The 17755-nt window shown below is 42.5% G+C and carries 13 protein-coding genes; 9 read left to right on the top strand and 4 right to left on the bottom strand.

Features of this window, described 5'->3' with window-relative positions; genetic code table 11:
- A partial coding sequence (locus tag WKF69_RS12120) for a ThuA domain-containing protein (RefSeq protein WP_340382193.1) occupies positions 1-327 on the bottom strand: 327 nt, incomplete at its 3' end.
- 344 nt (positions 328-671) lie between these two features.
- Between WKF69_RS12120 and WKF69_RS12115 the strand changes: the two genes are divergently transcribed.
- The 6 genes from WKF69_RS12115 (at position 672) to WKF69_RS12090 (ending at position 7221) form a co-directional block, all read left to right on the top strand.
- Positions 672-1916, top strand: a complete 1245-nt coding sequence (locus WKF69_RS12115) for a nucleoside permease (protein WP_340382192.1) — start codon at positions 672-674, stop codon at positions 1914-1916.
- A 79-nt stretch (positions 1917-1995) separates the two neighbouring features.
- A complete protein-coding gene (locus tag WKF69_RS12110; protein ID WP_340382191.1) occupies positions 1996-2880 on the top strand; it encodes a TIM barrel protein in 885 nt (294 codons plus the stop codon).
- Between the two features lie 97 nt (positions 2881-2977).
- On the top strand, positions 2978-4660 hold the full coding sequence (locus WKF69_RS12105) for a GMC family oxidoreductase (protein ID WP_340382190.1): 1683 nt from the start codon (positions 2978-2980) through the stop codon (positions 4658-4660).
- A 4-nt stretch (positions 4661-4664) separates the two neighbouring features.
- Positions 4665-5237, top strand: coding sequence for a gluconate 2-dehydrogenase subunit 3 family protein (locus WKF69_RS12100; RefSeq protein WP_340382189.1), 573 nt, complete (start codon positions 4665-4667; stop codon positions 5235-5237).
- 20 nt (positions 5238-5257) lie between these two features.
- Positions 5258-6712: a Gfo/Idh/MocA family oxidoreductase gene (locus tag WKF69_RS12095; RefSeq protein WP_340382188.1), complete on the top strand. Its 1455-nt coding sequence runs from the start codon at positions 5258-5260 to the stop codon at positions 6710-6712.
- 128 nt (positions 6713-6840) lie between these two features.
- Complete coding sequence (locus WKF69_RS12090; RefSeq protein WP_340382187.1) at positions 6841-7221, top strand: four helix bundle protein; 381 nt, start codon at positions 6841-6843, stop codon at positions 7219-7221.
- Positions 7222-7266: 45 nt separating this feature from the next.
- On the opposite strand, the gene WKF69_RS12085 is transcribed toward WKF69_RS12090, so the two are convergent.
- Genes WKF69_RS12085 through WKF69_RS12075 form a run of 3 tightly spaced genes read right to left on the bottom strand, consistent with a single transcriptional unit; the run spans position 7267 to position 11118 of the window.
- Entirely contained in the window at positions 7267-8253 is a 987-nt protein-coding gene (locus tag WKF69_RS12085; protein ID WP_340382194.1) for an acyl transferase, read from the bottom strand.
- Positions 8254-8282: 29 nt separating this feature from the next.
- On the bottom strand, positions 8283-8648 hold the full coding sequence (locus tag WKF69_RS12080) for a hypothetical protein (protein ID WP_340382186.1): 366 nt from the start codon (positions 8646-8648) through the stop codon (positions 8283-8285).
- Between the two features lie 25 nt (positions 8649-8673).
- Complete coding sequence (locus tag WKF69_RS12075; protein ID WP_340382185.1) at positions 8674-11118, bottom strand: penicillin acylase family protein; 2445 nt, start codon at positions 11116-11118, stop codon at positions 8674-8676.
- A gap of 224 nt (positions 11119-11342) precedes the next feature.
- Between WKF69_RS12075 and WKF69_RS12070 the strand changes: the two genes are divergently transcribed.
- From WKF69_RS12070 to WKF69_RS12060, 3 genes are all read left to right on the top strand, one after another.
- On the top strand, positions 11343-14204 hold the full coding sequence (locus WKF69_RS12070) for a TonB-dependent receptor (RefSeq protein WP_340382184.1): 2862 nt from the start codon (positions 11343-11345) through the stop codon (positions 14202-14204).
- 220 nt (positions 14205-14424) lie between these two features.
- Entirely contained in the window at positions 14425-16881 is a 2457-nt protein-coding gene (locus WKF69_RS12065) for a glycoside hydrolase family 31 protein (protein WP_340382183.1), read from the top strand.
- A gap of 59 nt (positions 16882-16940) precedes the next feature.
- The coding region (locus tag WKF69_RS12060) for an alpha-amylase family glycosyl hydrolase (protein ID WP_340382182.1) at positions 16941-17755 on the top strand (815 nt) is incomplete at its 3' end.

Genomic DNA, 17755 nt, shown 5'->3' with positions numbered 1-17755 from the left:
TCCACCCGCCTGGATATAACGCTCGAAAGCTATTTGCTGAGGAGTATTAAGTATATTCCCCGTGGTGCTCAAGAATACAACAGCTTTATAATTTTTCAGTGAATCTTCTGTGAAATAGCTATCGTTTTCTGTCGTATCTACCAAAAAGCCTTGTTCTTTGCCCAGCTTAATTAAAGCAGCTTTTCCGGCAGCAATGGACTCATGCCGAAAGCCGGCGGTTTTACTAAAAACCAGAATGCGAGGTTTTGCCGTTTGTTTCAGCAATCGGAAGGAAAACAGCGAAAGCAGGATGAACGTGGCTAATAATAGTTTGGTGGAATTTCTCATATAAGTTATAAGTTATAAGTTATAAGTTGTACGTTTTGAATGCTGAAGTATGCCAACTAACGTCTCTCACGGTAATGTGGCTAATGACTTACAACCTATAACTTACTACCTATAACTTTCAAGAGTATGAATTTTAAAAATAAAAATATACATTTATTTAATACAAGTAAACTAAATTACAATATTGAAATCATGCCTTTCGGCTATTTTAATCGATAAAATATAATTACTTCGTGTATAAATTACACGACGGCCTTATATTCAACCCTTTATCGTTCTGGTATTTATTTATTTTTATTTTTTATTTATAGTTTCATTTCAAATTTAAAAACCAATCAAGTAATATGAGCCCCACCAATCGCGTTAAATTATCGTTAATGATGTTTATGGAATTCTTTATTTGGGGGGCATGGTTTGTTACTCTGGGGACGTTCCTTGGTAAAGATCTTGCTGCCACCGGCTCACAAACCTCTGCCGTTTTTTCAACACAATCCTTTGGCGCTATAATCGCACCTTTTATCATCGGTTTAATTGCCGATCGTTATTTTAACGCAGAGAAGATCCTTGGCATCCTTCACCTGGTCGGTGCAGTGTTGATGTACCAGATGTATAATTCGACCGATTTTGCTGGGTTCTATCCTTATGTATTTGCTTACATGATCATGTTTATGCCAACGCTGGCTTTGGTTAATTCTGTGTCCTTTAATCAAATGAAAGATCCTGAAAAGGAATTTTCGGCTATCAGGATTTGGGGAACTATTGGCTGGATAGTTGCCGGCCTGTGCATTAGCTTTCTCTTTCATTGGGATTCTGCCGAAGGAGTTTCTGAAGGGCTTTTGAGGAATACCTTCCTGATGGCGGCCATCGTTTCTGCCGTTTTAGGAGTTTTCAGCTTTATGCTTCCGAAAACACCTCCGGCAGTAGAAAAAGGCGCGAAAGTTACCATCTCTGACATTATAGGGCTGGACGCCTTAAAGCTTCTGGGTAATAAGAACTTCCTGATATTTTTTGTCTCGTCAATTCTTATTTGTATCCCTCTTGCGTTTTATTATCAGAATGCGAACCTCTTTCTCTCAGAGCTCGCTGTTGAAAACCCGACTGGTAAAATGACTATCGGTCAGATTTCTGAGGTTCTATTCCTGTTATTACTGCCTGTGTTCTTCAGTAAGTATGGGTTTAAAACTACCATTCTTGTAGGTATGATTGCCTGGGCAGCACGTTATGCGTTATTTGCTTATGGTAATGCAAACGATCTGAGCTTCATGCTGATCATTGGGATCGCTTTACACGGTATATGTTATGATTTCTTCTTCGTTTCCGGTCAGATCTATACGGATTCCAAGGCCGGTAAAAAATATAAGAGTGCAGCCCAGGGACTTATAGCTCTGGCAACTTATGGTATTGGAATGCTGATAGGCTTTTGGGTCGCCGGTTTGGTTAGTGACGCTTACAAGATCTCTGCTACTCAGCACGACTGGCAGGCTATCTGGCTCGTGGCGGCGGGTATTGCAGCCGTTGTAGCCCTGCTATTCTTTTTAACGTTTAACCAAAAAGAAGAAGTCAGTTCAAGGTTGAAGGTTGAAAGTTGAAAGTGTCCACCCAGTGTTTACGATGCCCGGTCTAACAACCAACAACTAACAACAATAGGATAAAATTGAAAATAACATTATGGCTTCTAACGAATATCGCCGAAAGGCTATTAAGAATATACTTGCTGGAACAGCGGCCTTAACGTCGACAGGGATGTTGTCCTCATTTAATTCCGGAAAAGAAATGAGTGCCCAGGTTTTGAAAGGCAATATCAATCATTCCGTTTGCAGGTGGTGTTTTGGTCAGCTTTCAGTTGAAGAGCTTTCAATCGCTGCTAAGGAAATAGGCCTTAAGGCGATAGATCTTGTAGGTCCTAAGGACTGGCCGACACTTCAAAAGTATGGCCTTGAATCGAGCATGTGTAATGGTGCGGAAATAAATCTGGTAAACGGGTTTAACGATAAGCAGTATCATTCAAAGCTTCTCAAAAACTACTCAGATATGATACCGTTGGTAGCAAAAGCTGGATACAAGAACCTCATTTGTTTTAGCGGCAATAGGGCGGGTAAGGACGACGAGACTGGATTAACCAATAGCGCAGAAGGTCTTAAACAACTGATGGCCCTTGCTGAGAAACATAAGGTTACTCTGGTGATGGAGCTGCTTAACAGTAAAATTGATCATAAAGATTATCAGTGCGACAAAACCCCCTGGGGAGTTGAACTGGTAAAACGCGTTGGTTCTGATAATTTTAAATTGCTGTATGATATTTATCACATGCAGATCGATGAAGGCGATGTGATCCGGACCATTAAAGCCAACCACCAGTACATCGCTCATTATCATACCGCCGGGGTACCCGGACGTCATGAGTTGGATGAGTTTCAGGAATTAAACTACCTGGCAATTATGAAGGCCATAGTGGGTACCGGTTTCAAAGGATATGTTGCGCAGGAATTCATTCCTGTAAAAGCAGATAAGCTCGCATCGTTGAGGCAGGCGGTTGCTTTGTGTGATGTGTGAAATAGTATCAGGTATCAGGTATCAAGTATCAAGTATCAGGAAATAAGATTAGCGAATATCCAACGTATAACTTACAACGTATAACTTACAACTCAAAATGGCTGATAACAATACGTATGATGCAATAGTAATCGGTTCGGGAATCAGCGGCGGCTGGGCTGCCAAGGAACTGACCGAAAAGGGCCTTAAAACCATTATGCTTGAGCGAGGTCGAAATATAGAGCATATTAAGGACTATGTAAACGCGACCAAGAATCCGTGGGACTTTCCTCACCGCGGTGGCAGGACGCAGGAGATGATAAACAACTATCCTGTCTTAAAGCGCGATTATCCTCTGAACGAGAAGAATCTGGATTATTGGGTGAACGATAAGGAAAGTCCTTATACCGAAGTAAAGCGTTTCGATTGGTATCGTGGTTACCATGTTGGCGGTCGCTCGCTAATGTGGGGAAGGCAGAGTTACCGCTTAAGTGATTTGGACTTTGAAGCGAATGGAAAAGAGGGAGTTGCTGTGGATTGGCCTATTCGATATAAAGATCTGGAGAAATGGTATGGTTATGTAGAGCGTTTTGCTGGTATCAGCGGTAATCGCGACGGATTATCGCAATTGCCTGATGGTGATTTTCAGCCAGCAATGGAGATGAACATCGTTGAGAAAGACGTTGCAGCCCGTATAAAAGCTCACTTTAAGGGCGCGCGTAACATGGTTATAGGAAGGGTAGCAAACATAACGCAGCCTCTTCAAAGCCGTACAAATTGTCAGTACAGAAATAAATGCTGGCTGGGCTGTCCTTTTGGCGCCTATTTCAGCACCCAATCGTCGACCTTACCGGCTGCAGTAGCAACAGGTAATTTGACTCTTCGCCCTTTTTCTATTGTTACAAAGATCCTTTATGATAAGGATACAAAGAAGGCAAAGGGAGTGGAGGTTTTGGATGCGGAAACCAACCAGACCTATGAATATTTTGCCAAAATCGTTTTCCTGAACGCGTCTGCACTCAATTCGACCTGGATATTGATGAATTCAGCAACTGATGTGTGGGATGGTGGGCTGGGAAGCAGCAGCGGACAACTGGGCCATAATCTGATGGACCATCATTTCCGGCTCGGTGCGTCGGGACAAGCTGAAGGTTTCGACGACAAATATTATTACGGTCGCAGGGCTAACGGAATTTACATCCCGCGTTTCCGCAACCTGGGAGATGAAAAGAGAGATTATCTGCGAGGCTTTGGATACCAGGGTTCTGCCAGCAGGGAAGGCTGGGGCAGAAATGTAGCAGAATTGAGTATAGGCGGAGACTTCAAAGATGCATTATGTGAACCGGGAGGATGGACTATGGGCATTACTGCTTTTGGAGAAACCCTGCCTTATCACGAAAATAAGGTTACTCTTGATAAAACCAAAAAAGATAAGTGGGGCCTTAACGTCCTGTCTATCGATGCCGAAATCAAGGATAATGAGATCAAGATGCGGAAAGATATGATGCAGGATGCAAAAGATATGCTTGAAGCATCGGGATTGAAGAATGTTAATACATTTGACAACGGGTATACCTTAGGTATGGGTATCCATGAGATGGGCACTGCCCGGATGGGGCATGACCCTAAAACATCGGTCTTAAATAAATTCAACCAGGTTTGGGATTCGCCAAACGTCTTTGTTACAGATGGTGCAGCCATGACGTCGGCCGCGTGCCAAAACCCATCATTAACTTACATGGCGATGACCGCCAGGGCTGTTGATCACGCTGTTTCAGAATTGAAAAAAGGTAATATTTAGTCTCATGGATAGAAGAGAAGCAATAACACAGGTAAGCTGGATACTGGGAGGAACAATAATTGGATCCAGTATCTTTTTGGAAACTGGCTGTAAAACAGGTATAGAAAATGCTAAAGATTTCTTTGACACAGAAACTATCACCTTGCTAAATGAAATGGGTGAGACCATTTTACCCTGGACCAGCACGCCAGGCGCGAAAGATGCCAAAGTAGGTGAATTTATGGCTGTAATGGTTAAAGACTGTTATGCTCCAAATGATCAGGGCATATTTCGTGAAGGGATTAAAAGGCTTGAAAAAAGATGTAAAGAAGATACAGGAAAAACATTTATGGAATGCAGTCCTGAAGAGAGGACTAAATTCTTCGTAAAAATGGATGGTTTGCAAAAGGCGTTTATGGACGCAAAAACAACCGAGCAGCCGTCGCACTATTTTAGAATGGTTAAGGAATTAACCCTTTTAGGCTTTTTTACTTCCGAAATAGGTTCAACTAAGGCGTTACGCTATATAGAAACTCCTGGCAAATACGACGGAAATGTGCCTTATAAAAAAGGTGATCGTATGTGGGCTAATTCCTAAAATTAATATCTGATAAATAAATGAAACAAGAAGACAGTAAGAATTCGAGAAGAGATTTTGTAAAGACGGCAGCCGTTGCAGCTGCAAGTTTTATGATCGTTCCACGGCACGTGCTGGGTGGCAAGGGCTTTGTTGCGCCGAGCGACAAGTTGCTGATAGCTGGAGTTGGTGTTGGCGGAAAAGGGCAGAGTGACCTGACTGGATTTGCAAAAAATCCTAAAGCCGAAATTGCATTCCTGTGTGATGTCGATGACCGGCGTGCTGCTAATTCTGTTAAGGCATTCCCCAAAGCAAAATATTATAAAGACTGGCGCGAAATGTTTGATAAGGAACGCCGCCACTTTGATGCGGTATCTGTTTCGACTCCCGACCATAATCATGCGATAGTGGCGCTGGCTGCTATGAGAAGAAGAAAACATGTGTATGTTCAAAAACCATTAACTCACGATATCTACGAGGCACGAATATTAACTGAAGCGGCGAAAAAATATAAAGTAGTTACTCAAATGGGTAATCAGGGTTCCTCGTCTGACGGATCCAGAAGTATAACGGAATGGTATGCTGCAGGATTAATAGGTGAAGTACATACGGTGTATTGCTGGACTAACCGCCCGATATGGCCTCAAGGGATTCCGTGGCCAGCTGCCAAGAGTGAAGTTCCAAAAGAACTTGACTGGGATCTGTGGCTTGGAACCGCTCCTCGAACAGAATATGTGGACAAGCTTGTTCCTTTTAACTGGCGGGGTTGGTGGGAGTATGGAACTGGTGCTATTGGTGATATGGGCTGTCATATGGTTGATGTGCCTTTCAAGACTTTAGGCCTGACTTATGCGACAGATGTTGACTGCAGCGTGGGAAGCGTCTATCTTGATCAGGGTAAGCGCGGTTATTTCCCGGACAGCTGCCCTCCTTCATCACATGTTACTATGACAATTAACTCTTCCAAACAGGCTTCCCCTGTTCGATTGCATTGGATGGATGGCGGAATCCAGCCTGATCGCCCTGTGGAACTTGGCCCGGAAGAGAGATTCGGTGATGGCGGAAATGGGGTTCTTTTTATTGGGAGCAAGGGCAAACTGCTTTGCGATGCGTACGGAAGGAATCCAAGATTGTTGCCTTTATCAAAAATGGATGATTTAAACGTTCCAGAGACACTTGCGCGGGTACCAGGACAGGAAGTAGGCCATTATACTCAATGGGTTGATGCCTCTATTGCAGGTTATGGAAAAATGGAATTAAGTTCAGATTTTTCAATATCAGGGCCTTTAACGGAAGCGTTGCTTGTTGGTAACCTGGCTATTCGCGCCTATGATATTCAGGTATCGGTGGCTAATTCAACTAATTTCCAGTATCCCGGACGTAATAGGAAATTTCTTTGGGACTCTGATAATATGAAGGTCACTAACTTTGATCTGGCCAATCAATTTGTGAAAAGGGAGTACAGAGAAGGGTGGAAGGTTAAAGGCTTGGAATAAGTTATACGTTATACGTTGTAGGTTATACGTTGTATGGCGGATGATTCACCGGAAGCTACCGCAGGATAAATGGATTTTAAGTAAAACTGCATGTTCTTTACGTTTGATGAGAATCATAACTGAAAGACATGCAGAATTACAAAGAATTAAAAGTTTGGGAAAAAGCTCATCAATTAACCCTAAGAATCTATACCATTACCAAAGTATTTCCCAGAGAAGAATTGTACAGTCTAACTAATCAGTTGAGACGTTGTGCCTCAGGGATTCCAGCTAACATCGCCGAAGGGTGTGGTAAAAACTCGCAAAAGGAATTTCGTAATTTTTTGAACATTGCTCTAGGGTCAGCCAATGAAACAGAATATTTTCTATTACTATCAAAAGATCTTGAGTATTTGTCAACTGACGACCACCTACCATTGAACGATAGTATAAACGAAATTAAGGCAATGCTGATCTCCTTAATTAACAAAGTTCGCTTGACAATCCAAAAATCTAGTCCGCCCAGCTAATCCGCCTGGCAACTTACAACGTAAAACGTATAAACGTACAACTCTCTATTGCACCAACAAATTACATCCACGAATATCGCTATTATCAAACCTACCCAGAACCTCGAAAGTTCCATCTGAAAAGGTCTTTCCGAGGTCTTGGGTAGCGATAAAAGAACAGGAATTAATGTTAGCGAGATCGATAACATTAATTCCTCCTGTTTGGCCCGTTTCTAATACCTCCAAAGGATCATTTGTGTCACGTATTTGTATGTTCATCCAGGGAGGACAGTGAAAAATACCTGCTCCTTTCGAGTATGCCTGTGATAACAACTCGGTCATCCCATACTCAGAATGGATTACCGGCACGCCGAAGCCAGCACATAAAGTTTCGTGCAATTCTTTTCTTACCATTTCCCGTCGTTTCCCTTTCATTCCGCCGGTTTCCATAACTATTAGCTCGGGAAATTCGACAGAATGGCTTTCCGCAAAATCAAGAAGTGCATAGGTAACACCAATCAGAATTGTAGGGGTTTTAGATTTCTTTAAACTCAGTAAAGTGTCGTTAAGCTTTTTATGATCATAAAGAAAATAGCCGCTTTGCTCATGAGCGCTGGCCCGGATCAGATCATCAACCATGTAAATCAATGACGAACCGTCTCGTTCGAGATACGATGGCAGTAAAGCCAGCACCGCGTATTTTGTTATATCTCCATAAAAGATATAAAATGCCTTGCGGAAGCTTTGCACGTACAGATCAGTATTAATTACAAGATGTCTGCTTTGCACCATACCGGTTGTCCCGGAGCTTGTGAAAACTTCGTCCGCCTTGCCAGAGGCACAGATGACCTCATGGCTTTTAAAAAATTCGATAGGAAGAAATGGGATTTTATTGAGGCTTTTAATCTCAGAAGCGTTAATACCAAGATTTATCACAAAATCCATGTAGACCTTGCAATGTTCAGCTTGCTGCCTGAAGATTTGTAACGCAATTTTTTCGAACTGCGAGTTGTTTTGAATAGAGAAAATGTCTTCCTGGGTTGTTTTAATCACCCTCAAAGATACGATTTGAAGGCTAAAATTTACTTAGTGGCTTTTTCCGGCAGTACCAATGCCTGACGAAAATAATATCCTGCTAAAGAACAAAACCCGGCTGCAAGGGCGCCGGTAAGTCCCGAAATCAAAAGAACTAAGGCCCAATTTATAGTTGTTTCAGGCAGGCCCAGCATCGCTCCAACGCGGTTAGCCAGGATATGTCCATTTGGAATGCTATAAAAAAGTCCGGTAGCTACCCACAATACGAATACAGCGAAGAAGCCTGACCAAAACGCGTGTCCGGCGGTTTTACCTTTCCAGAAAGCAGCTCCGAAAGCAAGAGGGGTGATGATCCACCAGGGAAGGAATAACTGAAAAAGGAAACAGATTATAAGTATTATGAAGAACAACATATTTCTTAATTATAAAGAGTGATAATTATTTCTTTGACAGCTTCCAGGAAGCCTGTATGCTTTTTGACTGTTCACTTTTTGATTTGAGATACAATAGCTCATTCAATTTTCCCTCAGACCACGTATTGACCATATTGTCATAATAAGGGCTGCCCGGATTTCCGGATTCGCCCCCAGGAAATACACCATAAGCTTTTACATCTTTTCCAAGCGCAACAACCATCCGCCAGGACGGCCCATTGCTCTCACTCATGGCATTTACAGAAGATTTGGATCCTCCGTTTTTCAGGAATTTAGATCCAAACCCGGCAACTTTAGCCAGGTGCGGAACATTTGTGTGCTTAATATTACCCCAATGCCAGTCATCATCGATCGGTCCGTACTTGCGTTGAAGACTGTCCATAGTAAACCTGAATGCTTCATTTACAGCATCCGTCCGGGTTTCTTTTTGAGCAGTATGGACATTGTCGAACCAGTGTGAGTCAGGTTCGTTTAGAAGCAGCTGAACATTCCTGTCGCGTGAGGGATAACGCATAGGGATTTTAGGGTCTCCGAGGTCATCCTCCCAGATTTCTTTTGCTAAGCTTTTATGCCAGAGTTCAAAGATGCTTGCGCCTATCTCATCAGCATCGAAGAACTTATTCCATTTGTTCACGATGTTATAACCTTCACGCTGGCTTGCGTTTAATTTATCGGTATCAACGAGTTTCACAAGAGTAGGTAAAATGTTCTCTGCCAGAATACTATAGTTGTCGTTCTGTAAATTTATGAGGCTATCTATATTCGCCTTTGTCATCATTGTAAGGCGTTTATTTATCCTGTGCGCACGCTCATAGGCTGCAAACTCCCAGTTAATGTAATATGGATAGGTTTGATCGGTGAGGAATTGATTAGCCGAGCTGACAAAGTTTCTCGGCGGGTTTTTTACCGTTGGGTTTTGATCGGCTGGAATGCGGCCGTGCCAGTCGTTTGCCGGATCTGACCCATCCATGAGAAATTTCCCCTGTCCCTTCCATTTTCCGGGGAAATATCCGTTGGCCGTTATAGCAATGTCGTTTTCAACACAAGCAAAAACAAAGTTCTGTGCCGGTGCAGAATAGTATGTTAATGCCTGCCGGTAATCTGTGTAGTTCTTCGCCCTGTTTAATTTGTAGAAAGTCTTAACGTCGTTTGAGCCATCATGAGCCACCCAACGTAATGCGTGCCCGGTAGGTATATTGTTGATTTTCGAAAAGTTATCCGGTCTTTGCTCCGTAGTATAAACAATTGGCCCATGATGCGTGTAAAACACACTATCCACTATAGTCTTGCCGCCCTTTACTTCTATATTTTCCACCCGGATTTTAACCGGATTCCATTTGTTGTTATACCAATAGTCTTTTTTGGAAGCATCTTTAAACTTAATGTTATACCAGTCCAGCACATCAGCGCCAACGTTAGTAACCCCCCAGGCTACAGTTTGATTGAACCCGATAATTACACCCGGGGCGCCAGGGATAGAAACACCGTAAGCGTTTACATCAGGGGAAACAGTCTGTACCTGGTACCAGATTGAAGGGAGCGTAATATCAAGATGCGGGTCATTTGCCAATAAAGGATATCCGCTGGCAGTCTTGGCACCAGAAACCGCCCAGTTATTGCTTCCTATTCCTTCTCCAAGCTCACGGGTTTTTATTTGATAAGATGTCTTTTTGTCGCTTAATAACTCTGGTGCCTGAGGTATAGCTCCGGGAGTGAAATCCCACTTAGTTCCGTTTGGAACAATAGGGTCTTCCCTGAAAGGGTAATCAGGAAATAAATCCTTTGTGATCTCAGGACCATATTTATTCAAAATATTGGTCATGTAGAATTCGTTCGACCCGCCTGCCAGCGTCGCCGACATTAGTTTTAAAAGCAACGCAGAATTCAAGGGTGTCCATTCTTCAGGCACATAATTCAAAAGTTTGAACTCAATTGGATAGTCACCGGGTTTAAGGGAATGGATGTAGGCATTTATCCCAGCTGCGTAGGCCTCTATCGTTTCTTTTATTTCAGGGTCTTTCATCATTACCCTGACCATATTTTCAGCACCGTATGCCATGCCCATTCTGCGCTGGTACCTGTCAAGTTCTATAGCCTTCGGGCCGACTACTTCAGAAAGCCTTCCTGATGCAAACCTTGTCTGAAAATCCATCTGCCATAATCTGTCTTTGGCCGTAACATAACCCTGGGCAAAATAGAGATCGTAGTTACTATCGGCAAAAATGTGAGGCACCATTCTTTCATCGAATTTGATCTCCACGGTGCCTTTCATGCCCTCTATTTTAAAGTCTCGTTCAGCATTTACCTTCTTGCTTTCAGCATTCTTCCAAAAACCACGAAAGGGGTCAAAAAATTTACCGAGAGGCGGGATATCTCCGAACTTACTGTTCGATGAAATGACAAGGGTTAAAGCGATTACCGATGAAATTACGGCTTTAATAATCTTCATATAGATCTTGAGGCTTTCAATTGGGTTTAAAGGTTACGACTTATTTCAAAATGTTGCGTTGTCTTACTTTATGTTGTATTGTTAAAATGTTAATCTAGGATTAATTAGTAAGTAATTTTACTATGCAAGCATAAAAAAATTAATTGAAAGTCCTTGTCAGAATTAAAATATTCTACTTATGTTTATAATTGCAATTAAAATAACCATAAACTAATCTGAGAATTATGAGCAGAATTTTTACCCGTTTAGCTTGCCTACTGATCGTACTCCTGGTGAGTGCAAACATGGTATTAGCGCAAAGTAGCACCATTTCCGGGACTGTTACAGATAACCTGACCAGGGAGACCCTTCCTGGTGTAACTGTAACGATTAAGGGAACAACTACAAGTACGTCTACGAATGAAAACGGGCGGTTTAGTTTAAGCAGGTCCGCAACTACTCCTTTTACATTAGTAGTTAGTTATATCGGATATAAAACCGTGGAACAAACTGTTAGTGGATCGACAACAGCGCTTTTGATCTCTATGGAAGCTCAGGCTATCTTGGGACAGGAGGTTGTGGTTGCAGCATCTCGTACCCCGGAAAAAATACTTGAGTCACCGGTTTCTATCGAAAGACTCGGCCAGACCGCAATCAAGGAAACGGCATCTCCTTCTTTTTATGATGCATTAACCAACTTAAAAGGTGTTGAGTTGAGTGCCCAGAGTATAACTTTCAAATCCGTGAATACCCGCGGTTTCAATGCGAATGGAAATACCCGTTTCAACCAATATGTTGATGGAATGGATAATCAGGCTCCGGCCCTGAATTTTTCAGTAGGTAATATTATAGGCATGAGCGAACTTGACCTCGACAATGTGGAGCTTTTGCCAGGAGCCTCGTCAGCACTTTACGGAGCTGGGGGAATCAACGGTACGATGCTTTTAACGTCCAAGAGTCCTTATACATCACAAGGCGTTAGCTTTCAGTTAAAAACCGGGATAAACCATCTTAGCGACCCGAATCAAAAGACACGGCCATTCCAGGAGGCAGGGGTTAGATTCGCCAAAGCGTGGAATAAGTTCGCTGTTAAATCAACAGTTTCCTTATTAACTGCAGATGATTGGCAAGCTACGAACTATACTAATTTTGACCGTAATTCACGTAGCTTTAAGGCTGGAGACAGGAGCAGCGATCCTAATTATGACGGGATTAACGTTTATGGCGATGAGGTAAGCGTAAATATGCGAAATGTTGCAAATAATGTAGTCAATGCCGGAACTGAGGGGTTTGTAAGGGTCGTCCTGGGGATTCCAGCTAATGTAGGTGTAACGCCTGTACAAATAGCTGCTATCAGGGGAAATCCGGCAACGCTTGCCGCATTAAACGGGTTTTTAGCAACGAATCCTCAAACCAGGCCATTTTTTACCGGTTTGGCAGCAGGTTTAATTCCTGATCAATCCGTATCAAGGACGGGCTATCTTGAAAAAGACCTGGTAGACTATAACGCAAGATCATTTAAGTCATCTAACTCAGTGCACTACAAGTTAACCAATACTGTTGAAGCAACAGCTCAGGCCAACTGGGGCACAGGAACATCTGTGTACACTGGATCTGACCGTTACTCCTTAAGGGACTTCAGCATCGGGCAATATAAACTGGAATTAAAAGGCCAGGACTTCATGCTTCGTGGTTATACTACCCAGGAGCGTTCCGGAGACTCTTATATTTCTTCTATCCTTGGAGTTTATATTAATGAAACGTCCAAACGCAATACAACCTGGTTCCCTCAATATGTAGGCAACTATGTAGGAGCCCGCGCTGCAGGTGCGCCTGATGCTCAGGCTCACGGGTTAGCCCGTTCAGCCGCGGATGTAGGCCGTTTCCAACCTGGCTCTCCACAGTTTAAAACCGCAATGGAAACGATCAGAACCTCAACAATCAGCTCAGGGGCAGGAGCTAAGTTTGATGATAAGTCTAACTTATGGCACTATGAGGGGATGTATAATTTCACAAATGCCTTACAAGACAAACTGGAATTGCAAGTTGGAGCTTCTTATCGGGTTTATGACCTGAATTCTGGGGGAACGATCTTCGATGACCTGAACCGAGAGATTGATATCAATGAATACGGTGGCTTTGTACAGGCAGGAAAGAAATTCAGTGATATTTTTAAATTGACACTTGCGGGACGTTATGATAAAAGCATGAACTTCGAAGGCCGGTTCACTCCAAGGGTTACCGGAGTTTTAACTGTCGCTCCAAATAACAATATCCGCGCATCTTATCAAACAGGTTATCGTAATCCAACTACACAGAATCAATATATAGATCTTGCTGTTCTTGGTGGTGCAACACGTTTGATCGGAGGTTTACCTGAAAGCATTTCAAAATATAGCCTTTATACTAATAAACCATTTACAGATGTAAGCTACAGGGCTTTTCTTGCTTCTGCTTCTGCAGGAACACCTAACCCGGCCTTATTGAAGGCATATACGTTTGATCCAAATGGTGTAAGACCTGAAAGTGTTAGCGCATATGAACTTGGTTACAGGGGCTTATTAGGTTCCAAGGTTCTGATCGATGCGTACGGATACTATAATCAGTATAAAGATTTCATTACAGCAGTTGACGTTTATCAAAATGTGAACAATGCTTTCACAAGATTCGGTGTTCCTGTTAATGCAGCTGGTGAAGTAACGGCTTATGGAACTGCGCTCGGTATAGATTACATGATCGGTACTTTCAATCTGAATGGGAATGTTTCTTATAATAAGCTTAAGGATATTCCAGTTACTTACGTAAATGATTTCAATACACCAACTATTCGCTATAACATCGGACTTAATAATCGTGAAGTTGTAAAGAATGTAGGATTTAATGTATCATACCGGTGGCAGGATTCTTTCTACTGGAATTCATCTTTTGCTTCAGGCGATGTTCCGGCATTCGGTACAGTTGACGCGCAGGTTAATCTCAAAATCCCAAGTGTAAAATCGGTAATTAAAATTGGAGCCTCCGATCTTCTTAATAAATACTACACTACATCTTATGGTAACCCTATGATGGGTGGAATGTACTATGTAGGGTTTACATTTAATCAATAAGACTCCGCAAGACAAAATCAGCTACCCAATACAAAATTGCAAGTCCCGTTTCATTCATTTGGAACGGGACTTGCAATTTTATGATAAAATGAGATATATTTCCTAGTATGTACCTAAACTGGTAATTTGTCGGCGTAATAATTCGTTTGCTTAAGCGCACGACAGGTAACCTTTCAGCAAGTGGATTCTCTCAGGCTGATTTAAAATATTTTATTAAAATATGGAAACGAGTAAAGATCCGGTAGTAACGGAATTGGATATCAATGATTTAGAAAGTGATATGCAGCACGTTAATAATCCGGTTGTGGGGCTGGAGCCCATTGTTAAAAAGTATCTTTCCCCAGTTACAGAATACGTTCAGGAGGGCAACAATTTTTACTTCTCTGACGGTATTTCTAAGGTTGAAGTTAGGATCATAAGCGATCAGATCCTCAGAATCCGCCTGGCTCCCCAGAGTGTATTCCTCGAAGAGTTTTCATACGCCGTAGAATCATTAGAACATAAAGTAACAGTATTCAGGTTAGAAGATCAGGCTGACAATTACCGGGTTGAGACCAATTCGGCTGCTTGTGTTATCCGGAAAAGTGATTTTAAGATCTCTTTTGAAGATATACAAGGTAACGTGATAAACGAGGATCTTGAACCAATGCATTGGGAGGAGAATACTGACTTTGGAGGATATTATGTCTACGCGACTAAAAAATGCCATCCTCAAGAGGCATTTTATGGACTTGGCGACAAATCGAGTGATCTTAATCTCCGTGGCAACCGGTTCGTAAACTGGAATACCGATGCTTATTCATTTGGTAAAGGTCAGCAGCCGCTTTACCGAACAGTTCCTTTTTACATGGGAGTCAACGAAGGGGTGAGTTATGGGATATTCTTTGACAATACATTTAAAAGCCAGTTTGATTTTGCACAGGAGGAAAGTAATAAAATAAGTTTTTGGGCTGATGGTGGCGAATTGCAATATTATTATATCCACGGCCCTCATATAATGGATGTGGTAAAACGTTATCATACGCTTACCGGCACGCATCAGATGCCACCAAAATGGGCTCTGGGTTTTCATCAATGCCGCTGGAGTTATTTCCCGGAGAAAAAGGTTAAAGATGTAGCCCGAAACTTCCGGGAAAGAAAAATTCCTTGTGATGCTATCTACCTTGACATTGATTACATGGACGGATACAGGTGTTTTACCTGGAATAGGAAATATTTTCCCGATCCACAGCGAATGATAAAAGAACTTGCTGATGACGGTTTTAAAACAGTTGTTATTATCGATCCTGGCATCCGTGTAGACGAAAATTATAGTGTTTTTAAAGAAGGAAAACAAAATAACTACTTCTGCAGACGCTGCGATGATTACTTCATGGAAGGCCATGTATGGCCCGGACGTTGTCAGTTCCCGGATTTTACCAATCCCAAAGTGCGGACCTGGTGGGGCGGATTATTTAAAGAATTAGTTGACGCAGGCGTTGCTGGTGTATGGAACGATATGAACGAGCCTGCCGTTTTCGGTGCAGGAACCTTCCCTCATGATGTGCGGCATAACTATGACGGTTTTCATGGATCACACCGAAAAGCCCACAATGTTTATGGGATGCAGATGGTAAGGGCAACATATGAGGGCTTGAAAAAGCTGCAAAAGAATAAAAGGCCGTTTACGATAACCCGGGCCGGATATTCAGGAGTACAGCGGTATGCTTCAGTCTGGACTGGCGATAATGTGGCATCGTGGGAGCACCTACAGATTGGGATTGTACAGTTGCAGCGATTATCGATGTCGGGAATCCCGTTCTGTGGAACTGATATTGGTGGTTTCAGCGGTGAGCCAGATGCCGAGCTTTTTGCAAGGTGGATTCAAATGGGAGTTTTCTCTCCATTTATGCGGGCTCATTCAGCAGGCGATACTGCTGAGCGCGAGCCATGGAGTTTCGGCTCGGAATTCGAAGAGATCAACCGAAAGTTTATCGGTCTTCGATATCGTTTAATGCCATACATTTATTCTGTATTCTGGGAGCATCACAAGCATAACTTCCCTATCCTAAGACCATTGGTAATGCATGAGCAGGGAAATGTTCTTACCCATAGCATACAGGATATCTTCACTTTTGGTGATAAGATTTTAGTTGCACCGGTAACCAATCCGGGTGCCAGACATAAGAACGTATATCTGCCGACTGGGAAATGGTACAATTACTGGACCCATGATATGATCGAAGGTGGCGGTGAACATTTCGCAGAAGCACCAATCGATTCTTTGCCGATCTTCGTTAAAGCAGGTTCGGTTATTCCGGAATCTCCCTTAATGCAATATGTAGGTGAGTTTGAGATCGATGAACTGATGTTCCAGATCTATTACTCAGATTATGAAGCCAACTCATTTTATTACGAAGATCACGGCGATACTTTTGCCTTTGAACAAGATATCTACCTGGAGAAAAAATATGTGGTTAACGGAGATGAATCTTCAATGACTATTACCCAGTCTATTGAAGGGCTTTTCACGCCGCGTTATGAAACTTATGATCTCAAAATAATAGGTCTCCCATTCACGCCTACTAAAGTATATATTGATGGCCGGGAATATTCCGGCGACCTGGGTTTTGATGATCTTAGAAGGGTTCGCGTAAAATCTAACAAGAACTTTAAACGAATAGAGATTCTTGCCTGATCTTTATTATAAACAGGTATATTCATTTTATGCAATTGAATATACCTGTGATATAGCATATGGCAAAAAAAGAAAAATCCCTCTCTAAATCCGTATCAACTCCGGCTGACGTTACCCCTGACCCGTATTCCCGATTTTCTGATTTTGATATCAGTTTGTTCCGCGAAGGCAGGCACTACAAATTATACGAAAAGCTCGGCTCTCATGTTGTGACACATCATGGCCTGCACGGAACATATTTTGCAGTTTGGGTTCCTAATGCCAAAAAGGTAAGTGTGGAAGGGAATTTCAATGGGTGGAATAAGTTATCGCACCCTATGCAGGTCAGATGGGACGGTTCCGGAATTTGGGAGATATTTATTCCGGGTATATCGACAGGTGAAGTCTATAAATATTTTATCAATTCAAATACTGGCGATACTCTTGAGAAGGCAGATCCTTTTGCCTTAAGATGGGAAGAACCGCCATCCACCGCTTCCATAGTATGGGATACGTGGTATGAGTGGAAAGACGAGGAATGGATGCAGTCAAGGCATCAAAAGAATGCGTTAAATAAACCTATGTCGGTATATGAAATGCATTTTGGTTCGTGGGCAAGAAACATTGAATCGCCGGGTGATTTCTTAACTTATCGGCAGATGGCCGCACAACTGGTCCCCTATATCAAGGAAATGGGCTTCACACATGTCGAGTTTCTTCCGATGATGGAGCATCCTTATTACCCTTCATGGGGATATCAGATCACCGGGTATTTTGCTGCCACATCGAGGTTTGGTACGCCGCAGGATTTTATGTTCCTTATTGATGAGCTTCATAGGAACGGTATAGGCTTGATCCTGGATTGGGTTCCTTCGCATTTCCCGGGTGACGAACA

Source organism: Daejeonella sp. (genome assembly GCF_037719425.1).
Classification (GTDB): domain Bacteria; phylum Bacteroidota; class Bacteroidia; order Sphingobacteriales; family Sphingobacteriaceae; genus Daejeonella.
Note: the sequence above shows the minus strand (reverse complement) of the source record. Positions and strands in the feature narration are given on the sequence as shown.